The following is a 15,042-nucleotide window of genomic DNA, read 5'->3' on the forward strand; positions in this document are numbered from 1 at the left end:
ATATAATAGTGAAAAAAAAGCTGCTAAGCGACGTACTTAGCAGCTTTTTTAAATGTTAAATTTTCTTTAAAGAAATTTAGGTTACTGTAAGGTAAATGGGTGGAGGTCTGACCACCTCCGCCCTATCTCTTTTTTATTTTATGGGGCAAAGATAATACATTTTTTTTGTAACCACCAAACAAACTTACCAATTGGCAAATTTGCTAATTTCCTAATTTTCCTTATTTTTGCCTTTAAAATAAAATACTATGAAAAAAGCCCTCTTTTTTCCTGCACTAATCGCTGGTATTGTCTTTTCTGCTTTCTTTATCTTCCTTGTCAATCAGTTTGCCACAGGTTTATATACAGAAGCGTGGTTTCTTTTTCTCCCTATCCCCTTGATTTTAGGGACATGGACATTCTATGCTATCTGCTGCAAGCACAAAATATCCTCCGTTATAGCGATAGGTTGCACCATTGCTTTTTTTGCGTGGATAATGGACGAATTAGACGTTTCTTTCTCTAAACTGAGAGCAGAAAAAACCTTGCCTATAGCTTACCGAGATTATAAAGATTTAGAGTATGATATATCAACTTGCGCCGAAGAAGGAGGAAATTGTATTTACGAAGTTCCTACTAATGAATCGGAAGATTTAACAAGTTGTTTTCTCAATCGCCGAAATGAAGTGGTTATGGTTAAAGAAGATAGAATGTCTTCTTATATTTTGAAATTCGATACCTTAGGCTATCAACAATCAATGGGTATTGCAACCGATAGAGACCATAAAAAAACTGCTTATATTTTAGATGATTATGTAATCAATATAGATAAAAATACCTATAGCACATTCTTCCTAAACGATGATGAAAATTTCCTACCAATGACCTTTATCGAAGCATCTAAAAAATGGACGCCAGTACAGCAACAAAACTTTTTTGAAAACAATGTGAAAACTAAAGCCTCTTGTTTTAAAATAACAAAGGGAAAACAGAATAAAATCGTCTTCTTAAAAGACGACAAATGGCAATATTTCTACACCGATATAGAACGTGCTTCCTTTGGCAAAGACACCCTAAAAACACAATACAATTACCCTGAGCTATTTGATGAAAAACGTTTTCCTAAACAAGAAAAAAGCTTAACTCGCAACTATATACGTCCGCAGTACGTACAAACCTACCGAGATAACTTTGGCTATACTACCATTTTGTATTATCATATCGTGAAACCTTCACTTACTTATCATCTAAAAACTCGTTTCAAAACTGTAAAATCTCAAGAAGAACTTCGCACTCTACCTACCTATTACTTTAAAAATGATACCGAAACTATAGAAACTTTTGGATGGATAAGTCTGTATAGCCATAAACATTTGCAATATCAATTATTGAGAATAGGAAATCAAACATATAGAATAGGAAACTAAAATCTAATTTGCTAATTGGCAAATTGACAAATTTTTCTTACTTTTGCCTCTGAAAATTAATGTTTGAAAATGAAGTACAAAAGCCTTATCATAACCCTCCTACTACTCCCCTACTGCGCTCTGGCGCAAATGGCGCAAAATCAAACGCTCATTCACGACCTCACCGCACTTATCAAACAGAAAGATAACTACACCCAGCAAAAAGAACGCAAAATAAAGGAAGCTATCGACTTGTTACGAGTGCCCAATGCCTCTGCTGAACAACGTTATGCTATCAACCAACGCCTCTTCGACGAGTTTAAAACTTATATCTCCGACTCGGCGGTGTACTACGTGAAAGAGAATATCCGCATCGCTGAAGAACTCCAAAAACCCGACCTCCAAAACGATTCCCGCCTTTCTCTTGCCTCTCTCTACATCATTTCCGGCAACTACTTAGATGCTGCCGACCTGCTCAGGGCTATTGATAAAGAACAACTACAAGAACCTCAGCTCATTCAGTACTACAACTGCTACCTCAACCTCTACAACAACTACGCTTTCAACAATCCCGATGCCAAAACCTATATCGCCAAAAGCGATGCCTATCGCGACCTCCTCCTCAATTTAGTCGATAAGAATTCCACTCATTATATCCTCCTCTATGCCGGTGTGCTCACCGATGCTGGTCGTTACGACGAAGCCGAAAAACTCCTCCTCGACCGCTTTGCCCTAATGCACACCGATGAACACGAAAAAGCCGTATTAGGCTATGTGCTGGGCACGCTCTACAAAAAGAAAAAGAATGTCCCTAAACAAATAGAATACTTTGCTATTTCGGCGAGTTGCGACATCAAAGATGCTATTAAAGAAAACGCCTCGATGCTCGAACTTGCCTCAGCGCTTTTTCAATTAGGCGAAGTAGAGAACGCTTACACTTGTATCAAATCGGCGATGGAAGACGCTACTTTTTGCAACGCTCAACTGCGTTCCGATGAGGTGATGAAGATTTTCCCCATCATCGAAAAAGCCTATCAGGAACGCATTCACAGTCAGAATACCAAACTGCGCAACGCCCTGCTGTTAGTCGGGTTGTTTGCCGTTTTCCTCATCATTGCCGTAGTATTGGTTACCCGCCAAATGAAGCGCATTGCCAAAATACGCAAGGAACTCTACCACAAAAATCAAGATTTAGAGCAACTCAACGAACACCTGCGAGAGGTAGTAACCCAACTCAACGAAAGTAACGAAGTAAAAGAAGCCTATATAGGCGAGTTTTTCAACTTGTGTTCGGTATATATAAGCAAATTAGAGAAATACCAAAAAATGCTTACCAAAAAGGCAAAAGACCGCAATTGGGACGAACTCAACAAAGTACTCCGCTCTACCGAGATGATAGAGCAAGAGCTGAAAGAGTTCTACAAGCTGTTCGACGATATTTTCTTACATCTATTCCCCCACTTTATCACTGAGTTCAACGCTCTATTAGCCGAAGACGAGCGTTTTGCCCCCAAACCTCACGAAATGACCCCCGAGTTGCGCATCTTTGCCCTCATCCGCTTAGGCATTACCGATAGTTCTAAAATAGCCACTTTCTTGCACTATTCCACCAATACGATTTACAACTATCGCACCCGTGTGCGCAACAAAGCTATCGTACCGAGAGAAACTTTTGAAGAAATGGTAATGAAAATCGGGAAACGCTAACGCAAAAAAACAAGCTACTTTATTGCTAATCATTTTCTTTTTTGTAATTTTGTAGCGATAAAGAAATACAACCAGAAGAAATTAATAAACAAATGAAAAAAATAGTAGTAACCGGTGGATTGGGCTTTATAGGCTCTCACACTGTAGTAGAATTGCAAAACGCTGGTTTTGATGTGGTTATTATCGATAACCTTTCCAATGCCCAAGAAAGCGTGTTAGAACACATTACTAAAATCACTGGCAAAAAGCCTCTCTTCGAGAAATTCGACCTCCGCGACAAAGCCGATGTGCAAGACTTCTTCAAACGTCATCGCGATGTACAAGGACTCATACACTTCGCTGCCTCTAAAGCGGTAGGCGAAAGCGTGGAAAAACCGCTTTTATACTACGAAAATAACCTTACCTCTTTGGTATATCTGTTGCAAGAACTCAGCAAGTTGCCTAAATCACACTTCATTTTCAGTTCATCTTGTACCGTATATGGTCAGGCGGACGAGTTGCCTATTACTGAGAGCGCTCCTGTGAAAAAAGCCGAATCGCCTTATGGTAACACCAAACAAATCTGTGAGGAGATTATTGCCGACACTTGTAAGGTTACCCCTTCGCTCAACGCAATTGCCTTGCGCTACTTCAATCCTATAGGGGCACACCCTTCAGCCGAAATAGGCGAACTTCCCTTAGGCGTACCTCAAAACTTAGTGCCTTATATCACCCAAACGGCTATAGGCTTGCGCGAAAAACTCTCCGTTTTTGGCGACGACTACCCTACCTCCGATGGCACTTGCATTCGCGACTATATTCACGTAGTAGATTTGGCTAAAGCCCACGTAATTGCTCTCCAACGCTTATTAGAAAGCAAAAATCCCGAAAACTATGAAGTATTCAATGTAGGAACAGGAACAGGAAGTACCGTTCTGGAAGTCATCCAAAGTTTTGAACGCGTATCGGGCAAAAAACTGAACTACCAAATCGTAGGACGTCGCGCTGGTGATATCACCGCTGCTTACGCCAATACTGATAAAGCCAATAAGGTACTCGGTTGGAAAGCCCAAAGCACTTTAGACGATGCAATGCGCTCGGCTTGGCAATGGGAACAGAAGGTGAGAAGTGAGAAGTGAAAAATTAAAAGTGAAAAGTGAAAAATGGCTGTTCAGGCGAGGACTGAACAGCCATTGTTGTTTAAAGGTTTAAATTTTTCAACTCCTGCTCTACATCAATATTGAGGATATGATAAAGCGTTTTGCGTGAAATAAAGAATTTAGGATAGATAAACTCTCGCCAAATCACCGTAATAGGGATATAACGCGCATCGTGAGCGTTGAACTCATTCATTACCGCTTGGTAGCGCAGTAGTTGGTTGCGACGGCAAGTCTCCCGACTCCCGTTGCCTTTAGATTTCATTGTTGTTTTCATTGTTGTATAAATTGTTATTGATTATTCTATAAATAATTGTAACACATAGAGAAACGCTAAAAAGGTGGTGATCTATTCATAGTTTTTGCGATTTATTAACCCTGCAAAAATATAGGCTTTATCTCTAAATAACAAATATTTTTAGAGTATTTTTCTAAAAATATTAGAGTGATAGTTTTAATATATTAATTCTCAAGATATAAAAAAACCTCCCCTTGCAAAAGATTTGCAAGGGGAGGTTTTTGTTTTAAAGAAGTGTTATTTTAGACACTCTTTTTATAACATTTAGCTTTAAGGTCTTTTGTTGTTACACATATATCGTACCCCATTTCTTTTAACCCTTTAATAAGTTCAAAATCACAAGTCCATATTTTATGTCGTTTTTCAAGATGAAGAGCTATAAAAGGATAATCATCGGGGTCAACAAACTGAGCTATCTCTTCAGCTTTGTCTAAATACTTTTGAGAAATATCATCTACTTTGAAAAAAGTAATGTTTTGAATAAATTCTTTTAGAAGAGCTGTTGCTTGTTTCTTAGTAAGATTATTATTTTTCATAATCTTAGGCAAATGTTCTTCTATTTCTTCTAAAAGGTAATCTGGAGCTATAAACTGAATTCTCTTCTTTTTGTCTTTCAAAATATTAGCGATTGCTCCATCAGGTTTATAAAAACAACTATAGATAATATTAGTATCTGAAATAACTATCATATCGCTTGTTTTTCTTTCTTTTTAGCAAGATCCTCTCTCCAACGGCGTGCAATATTTCTGTTGGATTCTTTAGACATAGCCATTATTTCTTCACGGAATTTTATAGGAATACCATACTCGTCTTCCTCAAGCTCCTCTGTAATAGGAGCTACTTCTTTAGGTTCTTTTATCTTGGTAACCTTTACAAAATCAAGACTTTTTGCATATTTTACAAAATTCATAGCTGTTGGGCTATCATTGGTAATGGTAAGGGTATAAGGCATAATATTCAGTATTTTTTTGGCAAATATACAATTATTTTTTTGATTAACAATCTTTTATCGCTTCAAAATGCGCCTTTAATCGGTGTTTCCCTACCTTTAGAGGGGTTACTGAATCCATTGCCATTACAGTGAAAACAAACTCTACAGTACCATAAGCGCTCTTTGGCATCAAATATTTGCCTATTTTCAAAATAAAACGTCGTAACCAGTCGGGTGAATAGGATATTTTCACAGGTTTGTGCAGCACTTCAAAAGCTAAACGCGCAATCTCGGTATGCGTAAAGACCTCAGCACCCCCTATATTCACTTCTTTTTCAGCACTTTCTAATTGTGCCACGCACACTTCGGCTAAATCTTCACCGTGAATGGGGTTCATTGCGTATTGTCCTTTGCCAAACAAACGCACTTTTCCCCCTTTTGCCATCTTTAAAAAGTTACCCATATCGCTGTAAAAACCGCTGGGTCGCACAATGCAATAGTCTATCCCACTGACTTTAAGAGCATCGACAAAGCGTTCTTTGGCAGCCCCAATGGCAATATACCGCATCATTTCACCTTTGAATACCGATACGTACACAAATTTCTGCACGCCTTCGCGCAAAGCCTCATCGAGGAGGTTTTTGTTGGCTCCATAATCCACTTGTTCGCAGGTAAGTCCGTCCTTTTGTTGGGTAATTCCCACAGTTGAAATTACTTGGCTCACCCCTTTGCATACACCTTGTAAGGCTTGGGGTTGGGTTACTTCGGCTTCTACCACTTCCAATAGCGGGTGAGTGAGTAGGGCGGGTACTATTTTTGACTTATTGCGCACCACAATACGGGTAGGGTATTCTTTTTTTAGGAGCTCAGCCAGTATATACTGACCTAAATAGCCGGTTGCTCCTGCTAATAATATTTTTTCTGTTTTCATTGGGTTAATCTTCTTCTGCTAAGTCTAAAAAGTCTTCAAAATATTCCTCAAAGGAATCAAATATAGGCGTAGGTTCGTCGATTTCAAAGTCCCCCTTATCATTGTAATAAACCTCTGCTTCGAAGACCTCAGCATCTTTCAGGCGTACCCCATTAGAAACTTTATATAAGGTTAGGAACTCGTCCACCTCGTAATCTAGTACGATAAAATCCTCTGAGAGATGTAAATCGTCTCTTAGTTGTTTAGTTAGTTCCACAACAGGATAAGATATGGAGTCTTTTTCTTTGTAAATACCATTGATATAGACATCTCCATAATTACACGACCCACATTCTGAAAGAAAATTTACATATACTTCAGGAAGCAAGATGCCCAATTCCTCTTCTATATGCTTAATTTCTTCAGCATTAGCCCCTAGAGAATACTCAAATTCTCCACTCTGTTTTAATCGTTTTAGATAATATCTATCAGCTGATGAATTTATAGATTCAAAAAACGCCTTTAACCGATGTTTGCCTACTTGCATAGGAGCTACAACATCCATCGCCATAGTGGTAAGGAAAAATTCTATAGCACCATAGATACTTTTAGGGAGGAGGTATTTGCCCATTTTTAGGATCAAACGCCGTACCCAATCAGGCAAATAACTTATATTGGCAGGTTTATGAAGTACCTCAAAAGCCAAACAAGCAATCTCCGTTTGTGTAAAAATCTCAGCTCCTCCTACATTGACTTCCCGTTCGTAACGCTCCAATTGGGCGACACAGACCTCAGCCAAGTCTTCCCCATGAATGGGATTCATGGCATATTGTCCTTTGCCAAATAGGTGTATTATGTCCTTCTTATCCATTTTGAAAAATAGAGTCATATAACTATAGAAAACGCTGGGGCGTATGATACAATAGTCTAATCCACTAGCCTTAAGAGCATCAACAAAACGTTCTTTAGCGGCTCCAATGGCTATATGTCGCATGGCTTCTCCTTTGAATACGGATACATATATGAACTTACGTACTCCTTCGCGTAAGGCTTCATCAAGTAGGTTCTTGTTGGCTTGAAAGTCTACCTGCTCATAGGTAAGTCCATCTTTTTGGCGGGTAATCCCTACGGTTGAAATCACCTTATGCACCCCTTTACATACTCCTTGTAGGGTGTCAGGCTGGGTTACTTCGGCTTCTACGACTTCCAATAGCGGGTGCGTGAGTAGGGCGGGTGCTATTTTTGCCTTATTGCGCACCACAATACGGGTAGGGTATTCTTTTTTTAGGAGCTCAGCCAATATATACTGACCTAAATAGCCGGTCGCTCCTGCTAATAATATTTTCTCTGTTTTCATTTGTTAATTAAACAACTTGTGTTTCTTAATTTCTTTTCCTTTTCTCAGCAGATAAGCGTGGTAGCTACTCGGGATATCGTTCTGCCATTTGGGTAGTAACAAAATGATAAGAATGACGTCCAATTGCAAGAAAAGTCCCCAATAGACCGCCAAGGGCAAGGGGAAACCTCCGTAACCAAAGCCGATGAGCGAGATAAAAGCTACTAATAAGCATACGCCCCACAGTTTGGAAAGAAAAGCGTGTGTACAAGTTTCTTTGCCAAATCGCCAAAAACTCACCCCATAGCAGAGTCCTTCCATTACAAAAAGGGCAATAATTTCATACCGATAGGCTGCTATCAAAGTGGGGTTGAGATGATAACAAGCCACGCCCACGCACAGCCAGAATATCAAATCTGTTTGGCTATCCATTCGCCGCATTGCCACAGTGCAGACCCCCATATAGCGCGCAATAATCCCATCGAAGATATCCGACAATAGTCCTAAAACGATAAAAACTACTATCCATAGCCTTGCGGTGGGTTCTTCTGCCTTATACGCCACCCACAGAATAGTAGGGGCTAACAAAAACCGAAATAATATCAGTAGGTAGGGGGATTTTTTTAATAGTGTTTTCATTATTCAAATACGATTTTGCCAATAGAAATCTTTTGTATTAGTATGTTGCATTTTTAAATATTACCCTTTACCATAGACTTGTTTTGTATTTTTCTTTATAAAAAGTATTGAATAAGACGAAAAACTCATCCAAAGCCTTTTCTTCAGTTTCAAATTTATAATAAAGGATATCAGCCCAGCCTCCACTACCTCCTACTTTATATTTTTCTTGTAGCCATTCATAAAATTCTGTGTACAAGACTTGCTCTTTTGCTTCTTCTTTGATATATTCTTCTATATCACGGTAACACCATCCATCAATAAATACCTCAAGGCTGAATATACTATGTTTTCTAATGAACAGTTCAGGAATAGGTTTGATAAGTTTTATAAGATCTATAATAGTCATATTGAAAATAGTTTTTGTTTCTGTGTGTTATATTAGGTATAAAGTCTAAAGGATTTCTCTCACTGACTCGCACCAGCATACATTACTCATCTGATATGTGCTTCATTCCTTTTTTATCAATTTTACAACACCATTTCACTTGTTTATAAAGTGGATTGATGCATTCTGTAACAAAACCACTTGCAACAATATCATCTCTATTATTTTGTTCATCATAATCAGGCTCAAAAATATCTATTTCTAAACCTTCTTTTAATAAAATTTCATTACCTTCATTATCTATTATCATATCTGATTGAGATAACAATATTTTGAAGTCATTAATTATTTCATTAAAGTTTACTTCTATTTTTGGTTTCATATTACTTATTTTTTATACATCTTTATCTTTTAAGTCCAAGATAAAAATGTTGCTTATTTCCTTCGCTAGCGCGAGCTAAAGTGTAAATTTGTAATAGAGCTACAAGCTCTTGGGATGATAGGCACGAGCTAAAGTCGCTGAGTCCCTGCAAGCGAGTATGTGACTCGCGCCAGTGGGGGTACAACTTAAATTGCAACTCACATTAAATGAATACGCAAATATACTAAAATTTAAATCATTTCAGCTAAATATTTGCCATAAAATAGATAAAAATCTACCTAAGAAAGTTAGATCAGCGGCATAATTTTTGATAATATTTTACAGATTTTTAATTTTATTTAACTAATGAAAATACTTAAAACACTATTATTTGCTGTCCTATTGACAGTAGTGCCTATTTATGGGCAAGATGCTTCCAAAGCACTAAAAGTAGGCGATAAAGCACCTAATTTTACACTTAAAAATGCTTTAGGCAAAAAAGTAAAACTCTCTGCTTTGTTAAAAAAAGGAAATGTGGTACTTACTTGGTATCGCGGCGGTTGGTGTCCGTACTGCAATCGTGCGTTACAAAGCTGGCAAGAAGCCTTACCCGAACTCAAAGCTCAAGGGGCTATTTTTATAGCTTTAACCCCTGAACTTCCTGATTATAGCTTATCAACCAAAGAAAAACATCACTTGCAATTTGAAGTTCTGACGGACCTTAATAATGAGGTTGCGCGTTCTTACGGATTGGTTTTCACTTTAGATGAAGCCACTGCCACTCGCTATGAGCAAGGTTTTGGTTTATCAGTTTATAATGGTAATCATTTGAACCAACTACCTATGCCTGCTACTTACATTATTGATCAAAAAGGGGTGATACAATATGCTTTTGTCAATCCCGATTACACCCAAAGAGCTAATCCTGAAGAGGTTATTAAAAAGTTAAAGGAAATGAAGTAAACAAAAATCTTCACTCTTTACTAAAAAACAATCGTCTCTCTTTCACTAATATATAGCCCATCAGTAGGGCGAACAAGCCTGTTTGTATCAGTTTGCTATCGGGGTGGGTGGCGAAGATTTCGTTGGAAATATTGGCTACCAAATGGAATAATATGGCTACCAGCACGTTGCGCCCCGATTTGTAATACAGCCAGTTGATGATAAACACAAAGGCAAACAGACTTACGAAAAAGTTGGCTGTATAGAGCCACCCTTCCGCTTGTATGTTGCTTTGGTAGTAGTCTTTTATGAAGAACAAGGGCAAATGCCACAACCCCCAATACACGGTAAAGATGAGCGATGAGGTGAACAAGCTCCACCTACTGCGCAAGGCATCAGTGCCGTAAGTATGCCAAGCCAATTCTTCGACCACTGGCGCCAAACAAAGTACAAACCAAGCGTTGAAAGGTGCTGAACTAAAACTGGGTTGCCCTGAAATGTAAAACTGGTCGAGACTATGCCCTAAGTCCAATGAAAGTAGCTGTGCCACCACAATGGAAAGGGGTGGAAACAAGAGGGTAATCCAAAAATAGCGGTTGGTGAGCAATTTTTTGCCTACAAAACGCCCTTTGAGGTCGGATAAGAGCTCTTTATTGCGTGTAAATAGGTAGGTAGCCACTCCCATAGGCGCTAACAAGCCTGCTAACTCAAAAAAGCCTGTCCAAAAAACATTAGGCGCTTTTGGTTGGTGACTCCAATAAGCCACCACAAACCACAATACCCAAGGAATCACAAGGGAAAGGATGAAAAACAAAATAGGGTGATTATATTTTTTCATAAGTAAAAAGTGAATAATGAATAGTGAAAAGTGCCTGTGCGGCTCGCACTAGAATTCTATTTTATAACTGATATTTGGTATGATAAGGGTAGCTTTGCTGAGCTCTATCTGTCCGGTTTGGTAATTGTAATTATGGTCGATATAGATAGGCGCTCCGAGTACATTCTTCATTTGGAAAGAGAACACGCTACTGCTCTTGCGGTGGTTGATGCGGTAATTCACAGTAAGGTCGGCGTAGGTAAGGGTGCTGAATTGCTCACTAAAAGCCCGACTTTCATCGTATATCACGCGTTTTTGGGCTACCGATTGGCTTTCTAAAATCGGACTGTAACGCTCACCTCCGGTTACACTCACACGCGCATTCACATCAAGCACCTTGCGGTTATTGGCAAAATAGAACTCTTTACCAAAAAGGGCATTCAGCACAAAACCTTTGTTATAGCGCGTATTACGCCACACATTATCCCCCGCTTTATATTCGGATTTGAAGATAGAACCCGTGATAAGGTAATAATAATTATCAGCCAAAAAGCGCTCCAAAGTAAGGTCGATACCATAATTGCGTCCTTTGGTATTATTCACGAGTGCTTTGTTGAGATACAACGCTCGTCGCAAATTGATAAGCGAGTAGCTGGTACCCTCTTCCCCTGGGATATTCCACAGATATTGATAATAGGCTTCGGCTTTGAAACGCAATTTATCGGTAAGTATCCAGTCGTAGCCTAACACAAAATGATGTGCATCGCTCAGCTTCAAATCCTTATTCACAGCTACACCCCCTACTTCTATCATATACACATTCAAATCTTCGGGCTGAGAGTGTTTGCCATAACCGAAACTCAAACTGTGTTTGTCGGAAAGTTTCCAAGCCAATCCTGCCCTACTTTCAAGAGAAAGTTCTTTATTCAAACCAAAATAGTGAGTGCGCAACCCTACGTTAGCCAAAAGTGAAGGTGATAGCTGGTATTTGAGTTGGGCATAGCCTTCGGTAAGATGTGTATTGCCTACCGAATTGACGATACGCGCATAAGTGGAAGGGACATAATCCTATGCAGCGCTGAGGTTATACTTGTAGAAAAGTTGTTTAGATGAAATCCCTACTTTTAAAGTAGCCAAAGGAGAGAGTTTATGAGTGAGCGAGGTCGCCAAAGTGAGTGTTCCGTTTTGTTTTTTAAGTCGGCTGTCGGGGGTGAATACTGAAGCGTCATCTGAAAGGTAATCGGTGCTAATACGGTCGTCAGTGCCCGAAAAAGCGAGGTGTGATTCTACAAAACTGCGCTCGCCAGCGGTGATTTGGTGGTGCAAACCCACAGTGCCCACGTAAGTTTCCCAATTGTTATTTATGCGGTCAATATCAGTTTTCCAGTCGGCAGGAGCCTTTAAAGCATCTTTATGAGTGTTGTCAATCCCCCCGATACCCCAAAGAGAGAATGTACCTGCTTTTTCAGTAGGGAAATTCAATTTAAAGGAAAGGTCTTGGTACTTAATACGCTGACCGGTTTTGTTGATTTTCAAATCGCTGAGTAATCCCAAAGTAGAATAGCGATAGTTGAAGAGATAAGAAGAACCTTTGGCACGTGAAAGCGGACCTTCGGAAGCAAAATCGAGTCCTAATACGCCCACTTGTGCCGTATGCTCGTAGCGGGAAGTGTTACCAGTGCGCATTTTCACATCAAAAACAGCTGCGAGCGCATTGCCATACTCGGCAGGGAAAGCCCCTGTAAGAAAATCGGAATTGCCAATCACCTGATTGCTAAAAAGCGTCACCAGTCCGCCCCCGATGACGTTCCCCCCAGAAAAATGCTGAGGTGAAGGGATTTCCACACCTTCCAATCGCCATTGCACGCCTTGCGGAGCATTACCGCGCACGACAATAGAGTTGTCCTGCAAATTACCGGTAGAGACCCCCGCAAAGGCAGAAGCCAAACGCGCAGGGTCACTAAGTCCGCCAGCATAACGCTGTGTTTCCTCTACCGAAAAGGTACGGGCACTCACGGTAGCCATTGCATTGAGGGCTTTCTCCTTGCGGATACCCGCTACTACCTCCACGCCTTCAAGCTCAGTGGCAGCTTCTTTCAGAGCAATACTAAGCACTACTTCTTTGGCTGAAGTAATGAGCAGTTCGGGAATCACGCGGCTCTCATAGCCTATATAAGAAATTTCCAAACTCACCCTTCCTAAGGGGAGGTTAGTAATCGAAAAATTTCCCGCCTCATCGGTAGTTGTACCGATAACTGGCTGAGAGTTTTGCACCACTATGGTAGCCCCTATGAGTGGTTCGTGAGTACTTTGGTCATAAATAGTACCCCTAAGTGTTTGGGTAATATCTTGTGCAGGTGCTACGAGCGGAAGCACCAAAAAAAGAGCGATGTTCAAAAAGGTTTTCATTGCGTAATACTTTTAAAATTCTGGGGCAAAAGTACAGCGCAAAATGAAGTGCATCGCCCAAGCGTGAGGGAATGGACGTAATTGTAATGAACAATTGATAATTGACAATTGACAAATGGTAGTGACGCAAGGGGTTAGGGAAGTTTTGTTCGTGGGAAGAATTGTGCGGGGTGTACAAGTCTGAAGTAGTGAAAAGAGGGGGTAGCGTGAGGAAATGGACGCTTTTTTTATTTACCAATGTGCTAATTTAGCAATTATTAAATCGGAATATTGTTTTTTCATTTCGTCAGAAAGAAAACTACGTTCAATACACTCTTGCCAAGTGGGAAGTATTTTGGCAAATCGCTGGTAAATAGCAGTTACTGTTTTTTCGTTTATTTGTAAGGACTTTGCTAGGTTATCAAAATCAGTACGTTTGAGGCGATTTTTCTTACCATTGATAGTAAGGGCGCTTTCTTCTTCATCTAGAAGTACTAAAAAAGTGCTGAGCAAGTCGTAAGCAGGACTGAGTTCGTACTGCCCTAAAGGGTTTTCAATAAGGGCATAGTTTTTTAGATGCATATCGGTATTTCCTGTGAGATAGCAAAAGAGTACTAACTCAAAAAGACGTTGCTGTTCGTAGCCTTTGTTGGTAGTAAATTGTCGTACTAACTTGCCTATTTTCTCTACCGAACCTCTGTATTTGTGTTCAGTAAGCGTTTCGGTTAGCTGACAGAAATCTTCGACAGCTATTTTTTGTCCGTTCTGCCTATCAAATCGGCCTGTAATATAAGCTAATTCGCCTGACGAAAGACGAATAAGCGAATGTGCTGCAGTGCGTATCCCTGCTATTTCGGCTAAGTGCATTGTAAGGTCTTCGTTTTCGGGCAAACAAGGATATTGCTCTGAAGGAGGCTTCAGTATATAATCGCCGTAAAGACCTACTAATGTAAGGCGTGGGGTTTCATTTCTTGTTTTTTCTAACTGCAACGACAATTTTGGTTGTACTCCCGTAACAGCTATACTCCTTACAATGATTTCCTTGGCAAGGGTTTCTAATTGTTTATTGTTTAAAGTCAATAGCGGAGGGGTAGCACTTCCAAAAAATTGTTTGCTACAAGCCTTGTGAAAGTCAGTTTCATTGGCATTTAATTCTTTATAACAAAATAAACACTTAGGCATTATTTTCTGTTTTTGGTATTACTGATACACATCCTATACAATCTTTGCACATTGCCAAAAGTAGTGCAAATCGGTCGCGAGGATTGAGTTTCCAATTATCGGTGGCAATTTGCAGTAGCCAGCCTTCGGGTATGAGTCCATCAAAAAAAGGAAAAAGTACCCTATTATGGTAAGGTGCAGCTTGTAAGGGTAGGGTAAGGCTAATAGGCTTGGCTTGTGGCAGTGCCAAATAATCCTCATCATACACAAAATGATAACCTTCCTCGTCTTCACTAAGGAGTCCTGCTAATTGATTTTTGTAATATATAACAGCTTGTTTCATTTCTCAATAAGGGTTATTACCCCTACTTCGGCACCAAAGAGGGCTAATACTTGATTTACTTTATCTAAGCGCAAGGTGCTTTTGCCTTGCTCTAATTCGCGTACAAAACGCAAACCTACTCCTGCACGCATTGCCAATTCGGTTTGTGTGAGTTTTAGCTGTTTGCGCCTTTCCTTTACAAAAGAAGCTATGTTCATAATTAACAAATTGACTAATTAACACATTATGCTAATTAGTTTATACCTTTTCGGGTACAAAGATAAATAAAATTATCAAATATACACCCTTTAGGGTATATTTTTTATAAAAAATCTCTCATCT

The 15,042-nt window shown here is 39.6% G+C and carries 16 protein-coding genes and 1 pseudogene; 4 read left to right on the forward strand and 13 right to left on the reverse strand.

The annotated features are described in order from the left end of the window. Positions 1-248: 248 nt before the first annotated feature. The 3 genes from Q0162_RS12675 (at position 249) to galE (ending at position 4,210) form a co-directional block, all read left to right on the forward strand. Positions 249-1,406, forward strand: coding sequence for a hypothetical protein (locus Q0162_RS12675; protein WP_297892381.1), 1,158 nt, complete (start codon positions 249-251; stop codon positions 1,404-1,406). Between the two features lie 69 nt (positions 1,407-1,475). Beyond that, a complete protein-coding gene (locus tag Q0162_RS12680; protein ID WP_297892384.1) occupies positions 1,476-3,092 on the forward strand; it encodes a DUF6377 domain-containing protein in 1,617 nt (538 codons plus the stop codon). A gap of 92 nt (positions 3,093-3,184) precedes the next feature. Continuing rightward, complete coding sequence (gene galE, locus Q0162_RS12685) at positions 3,185-4,210, forward strand: UDP-glucose 4-epimerase GalE (RefSeq protein WP_297892387.1); 1,026 nt, start codon at positions 3,185-3,187, stop codon at positions 4,208-4,210. A gap of 61 nt (positions 4,211-4,271) precedes the next feature. Here galE and Q0162_RS12690 read toward each other — a convergent pair whose 3' ends face one another. From Q0162_RS12690 to Q0162_RS12725, 8 genes are all read right to left on the reverse strand, one after another. After that, positions 4,272-4,505: a hypothetical protein gene (locus Q0162_RS12690; RefSeq protein WP_002679563.1), complete on the reverse strand. Its 234-nt coding sequence runs from the start codon at positions 4,503-4,505 to the stop codon at positions 4,272-4,274. A 263-nt stretch (positions 4,506-4,768) separates the two neighbouring features. Then, positions 4,769-5,215 (reverse strand): PIN domain-containing protein, encoded by a 447-nt coding sequence (locus tag Q0162_RS12695; protein WP_297892390.1) that lies wholly within the window; start codon positions 5,213-5,215, stop codon positions 4,769-4,771. After that, positions 5,212-5,478 (reverse strand): hypothetical protein, encoded by a 267-nt coding sequence (locus Q0162_RS12700; RefSeq protein WP_002679686.1) that lies wholly within the window; start codon positions 5,476-5,478, stop codon positions 5,212-5,214. The genes Q0162_RS12695 and Q0162_RS12700 overlap by 4 nt, the downstream gene beginning before the upstream one ends. A gap of 43 nt (positions 5,479-5,521) precedes the next feature. Then, positions 5,522-6,388 carry an NAD(P)H-binding protein gene (locus Q0162_RS12705; protein ID WP_297892392.1) on the reverse strand — a complete coding sequence of 289 codons (867 nt, stop codon included), beginning with the start codon at positions 6,386-6,388 and terminating at the stop codon, positions 5,522-5,524. Between the two features lie 4 nt (positions 6,389-6,392). Further along, complete coding sequence (locus Q0162_RS12710) at positions 6,393-7,724, reverse strand: NAD(P)H-binding protein (protein WP_297892395.1); 1,332 nt, start codon at positions 7,722-7,724, stop codon at positions 6,393-6,395. 3 nt (positions 7,725-7,727) lie between these two features. Next, positions 7,728-8,342 carry a CDP-alcohol phosphatidyltransferase family protein gene (locus Q0162_RS12715; RefSeq protein WP_297892398.1) on the reverse strand — a complete coding sequence of 205 codons (615 nt, stop codon included), beginning with the start codon at positions 8,340-8,342 and terminating at the stop codon, positions 7,728-7,730. Between the two features lie 67 nt (positions 8,343-8,409). Beyond that, entirely contained in the window at positions 8,410-8,730 is a 321-nt protein-coding gene (locus Q0162_RS12720) for a hypothetical protein (protein WP_297892401.1), read from the reverse strand. 82 nt (positions 8,731-8,812) lie between these two features. Continuing rightward, entirely contained in the window at positions 8,813-9,091 is a 279-nt protein-coding gene (locus tag Q0162_RS12725) for a hypothetical protein (RefSeq protein ID WP_297892404.1), read from the reverse strand. A 345-nt stretch (positions 9,092-9,436) separates the two neighbouring features. Here Q0162_RS12725 and Q0162_RS12730 point away from each other — a divergent pair, with 345 nt between their 5' ends. Then, positions 9,437-10,033: a peroxiredoxin-like family protein gene (locus Q0162_RS12730; protein ID WP_297892408.1), complete on the forward strand. Its 597-nt coding sequence runs from the start codon at positions 9,437-9,439 to the stop codon at positions 10,031-10,033. A 10-nt stretch (positions 10,034-10,043) separates the two neighbouring features. On the opposite strand, the gene Q0162_RS12735 is transcribed toward Q0162_RS12730, so the two are convergent. The 5 genes and pseudogenes from Q0162_RS12735 to Q0162_RS12760 all read right to left on the reverse strand — a co-directional run bounded on the left by Q0162_RS12735 (position 10,044) and on the right by Q0162_RS12760 (position 14,921). After that, complete coding sequence (locus Q0162_RS12735; RefSeq protein ID WP_297892410.1) at positions 10,044-10,850, reverse strand: CPBP family intramembrane glutamic endopeptidase; 807 nt, start codon at positions 10,848-10,850, stop codon at positions 10,044-10,046. Positions 10,851-10,898: 48 nt separating this feature from the next. Continuing rightward, positions 10,899-13,238, reverse strand: a pseudogene (locus tag Q0162_RS13295) (carboxypeptidase-like regulatory domain-containing protein). A gap of 231 nt (positions 13,239-13,469) precedes the next feature. Then, complete coding sequence (locus Q0162_RS12750; RefSeq protein WP_297892418.1) at positions 13,470-14,399, reverse strand: type II toxin-antitoxin system HipA family toxin; 930 nt, start codon at positions 14,397-14,399, stop codon at positions 13,470-13,472. Beyond that, a complete protein-coding gene (locus Q0162_RS12755) occupies positions 14,392-14,721 on the reverse strand; it encodes a HipA N-terminal domain-containing protein (RefSeq protein ID WP_297892421.1) in 330 nt (109 codons plus the stop codon). Before Q0162_RS12755 ends, Q0162_RS12750 begins: the two co-directional genes overlap by 8 nt. Next, on the reverse strand, positions 14,718-14,921 hold the full coding sequence (locus tag Q0162_RS12760; RefSeq protein WP_040361298.1) for a helix-turn-helix transcriptional regulator: 204 nt from the start codon (positions 14,919-14,921) through the stop codon (positions 14,718-14,720). Before Q0162_RS12760 ends, Q0162_RS12755 begins: the two co-directional genes overlap by 4 nt. Between the last annotated feature and the right edge of the window lie 121 nt (positions 14,922-15,042).

Origin of the sequence: uncultured Capnocytophaga sp. (assembly GCF_937936315.1) — a bacterium.
GTDB lineage: Bacteria > Bacteroidota > Bacteroidia > Flavobacteriales > Flavobacteriaceae > Capnocytophaga.

Bases quoted from the DNA above. Each gene is read 5' to 3' on its own strand.
- Q0162_RS12705 (WP_297892392.1), bottom strand. From the start codon at position 6,388: ATGAAAACAGAAAAAATATTATTAGCAGGAGCAACCGGCTATTTAGGT.
- galE (WP_297892387.1), top strand. From the start codon at position 3,185: ATGAAAAAAATAGTAGTAACCGGTGGATTGGGCTTTATAGGCTCTCAC.
- Q0162_RS12675 (WP_297892381.1), top strand. From the start codon at position 249: ATGAAAAAAGCCCTCTTTTTTCCTGCACTAATCGCTGGTATTGTCTTT.
- Q0162_RS12755 (WP_297892421.1), bottom strand. From the start codon at position 14,721: ATGAAACAAGCTGTTATATATTACAAAAATCAATTAGCAGGACTCCTT.
- Q0162_RS12720 (WP_297892401.1), bottom strand. From the start codon at position 8,730: ATGACTATTATAGATCTTATAAAACTTATCAAACCTATTCCTGAACTG.
- Q0162_RS12725 (WP_297892404.1), bottom strand. From the start codon at position 9,091: ATGAAACCAAAAATAGAAGTAAACTTTAATGAAATAATTAATGACTTC.
- Q0162_RS12735 (WP_297892410.1), bottom strand. From the start codon at position 10,850: ATGAAAAAATATAATCACCCTATTTTGTTTTTCATCCTTTCCCTTGTG.
- Q0162_RS12730 (WP_297892408.1), top strand. From the start codon at position 9,437: ATGAAAATACTTAAAACACTATTATTTGCTGTCCTATTGACAGTAGTG.
- Q0162_RS12700 (WP_002679686.1), bottom strand. From the start codon at position 5,478: ATGCCTTATACCCTTACCATTACCAATGATAGCCCAACAGCTATGAAT.
- Q0162_RS12715 (WP_297892398.1), bottom strand. From the start codon at position 8,342: ATGAAAACACTATTAAAAAAATCCCCCTACCTACTGATATTATTTCGG.
- Q0162_RS12680 (WP_297892384.1), top strand. From the start codon at position 1,476: ATGAAGTACAAAAGCCTTATCATAACCCTCCTACTACTCCCCTACTGC.
- Q0162_RS12750 (WP_297892418.1), bottom strand. From the start codon at position 14,399: ATGCCTAAGTGTTTATTTTGTTATAAAGAATTAAATGCCAATGAAACT.
- Q0162_RS12710 (WP_297892395.1), bottom strand. From the start codon at position 7,724: ATGAAAACAGAGAAAATATTATTAGCAGGAGCGACCGGCTATTTAGGT.
- Q0162_RS12695 (WP_297892390.1), bottom strand. From the start codon at position 5,215: ATGATAGTTATTTCAGATACTAATATTATCTATAGTTGTTTTTATAAA.
- Q0162_RS12690 (WP_002679563.1), bottom strand. From the start codon at position 4,505: ATGAAAACAACAATGAAATCTAAAGGCAACGGGAGTCGGGAGACTTGC.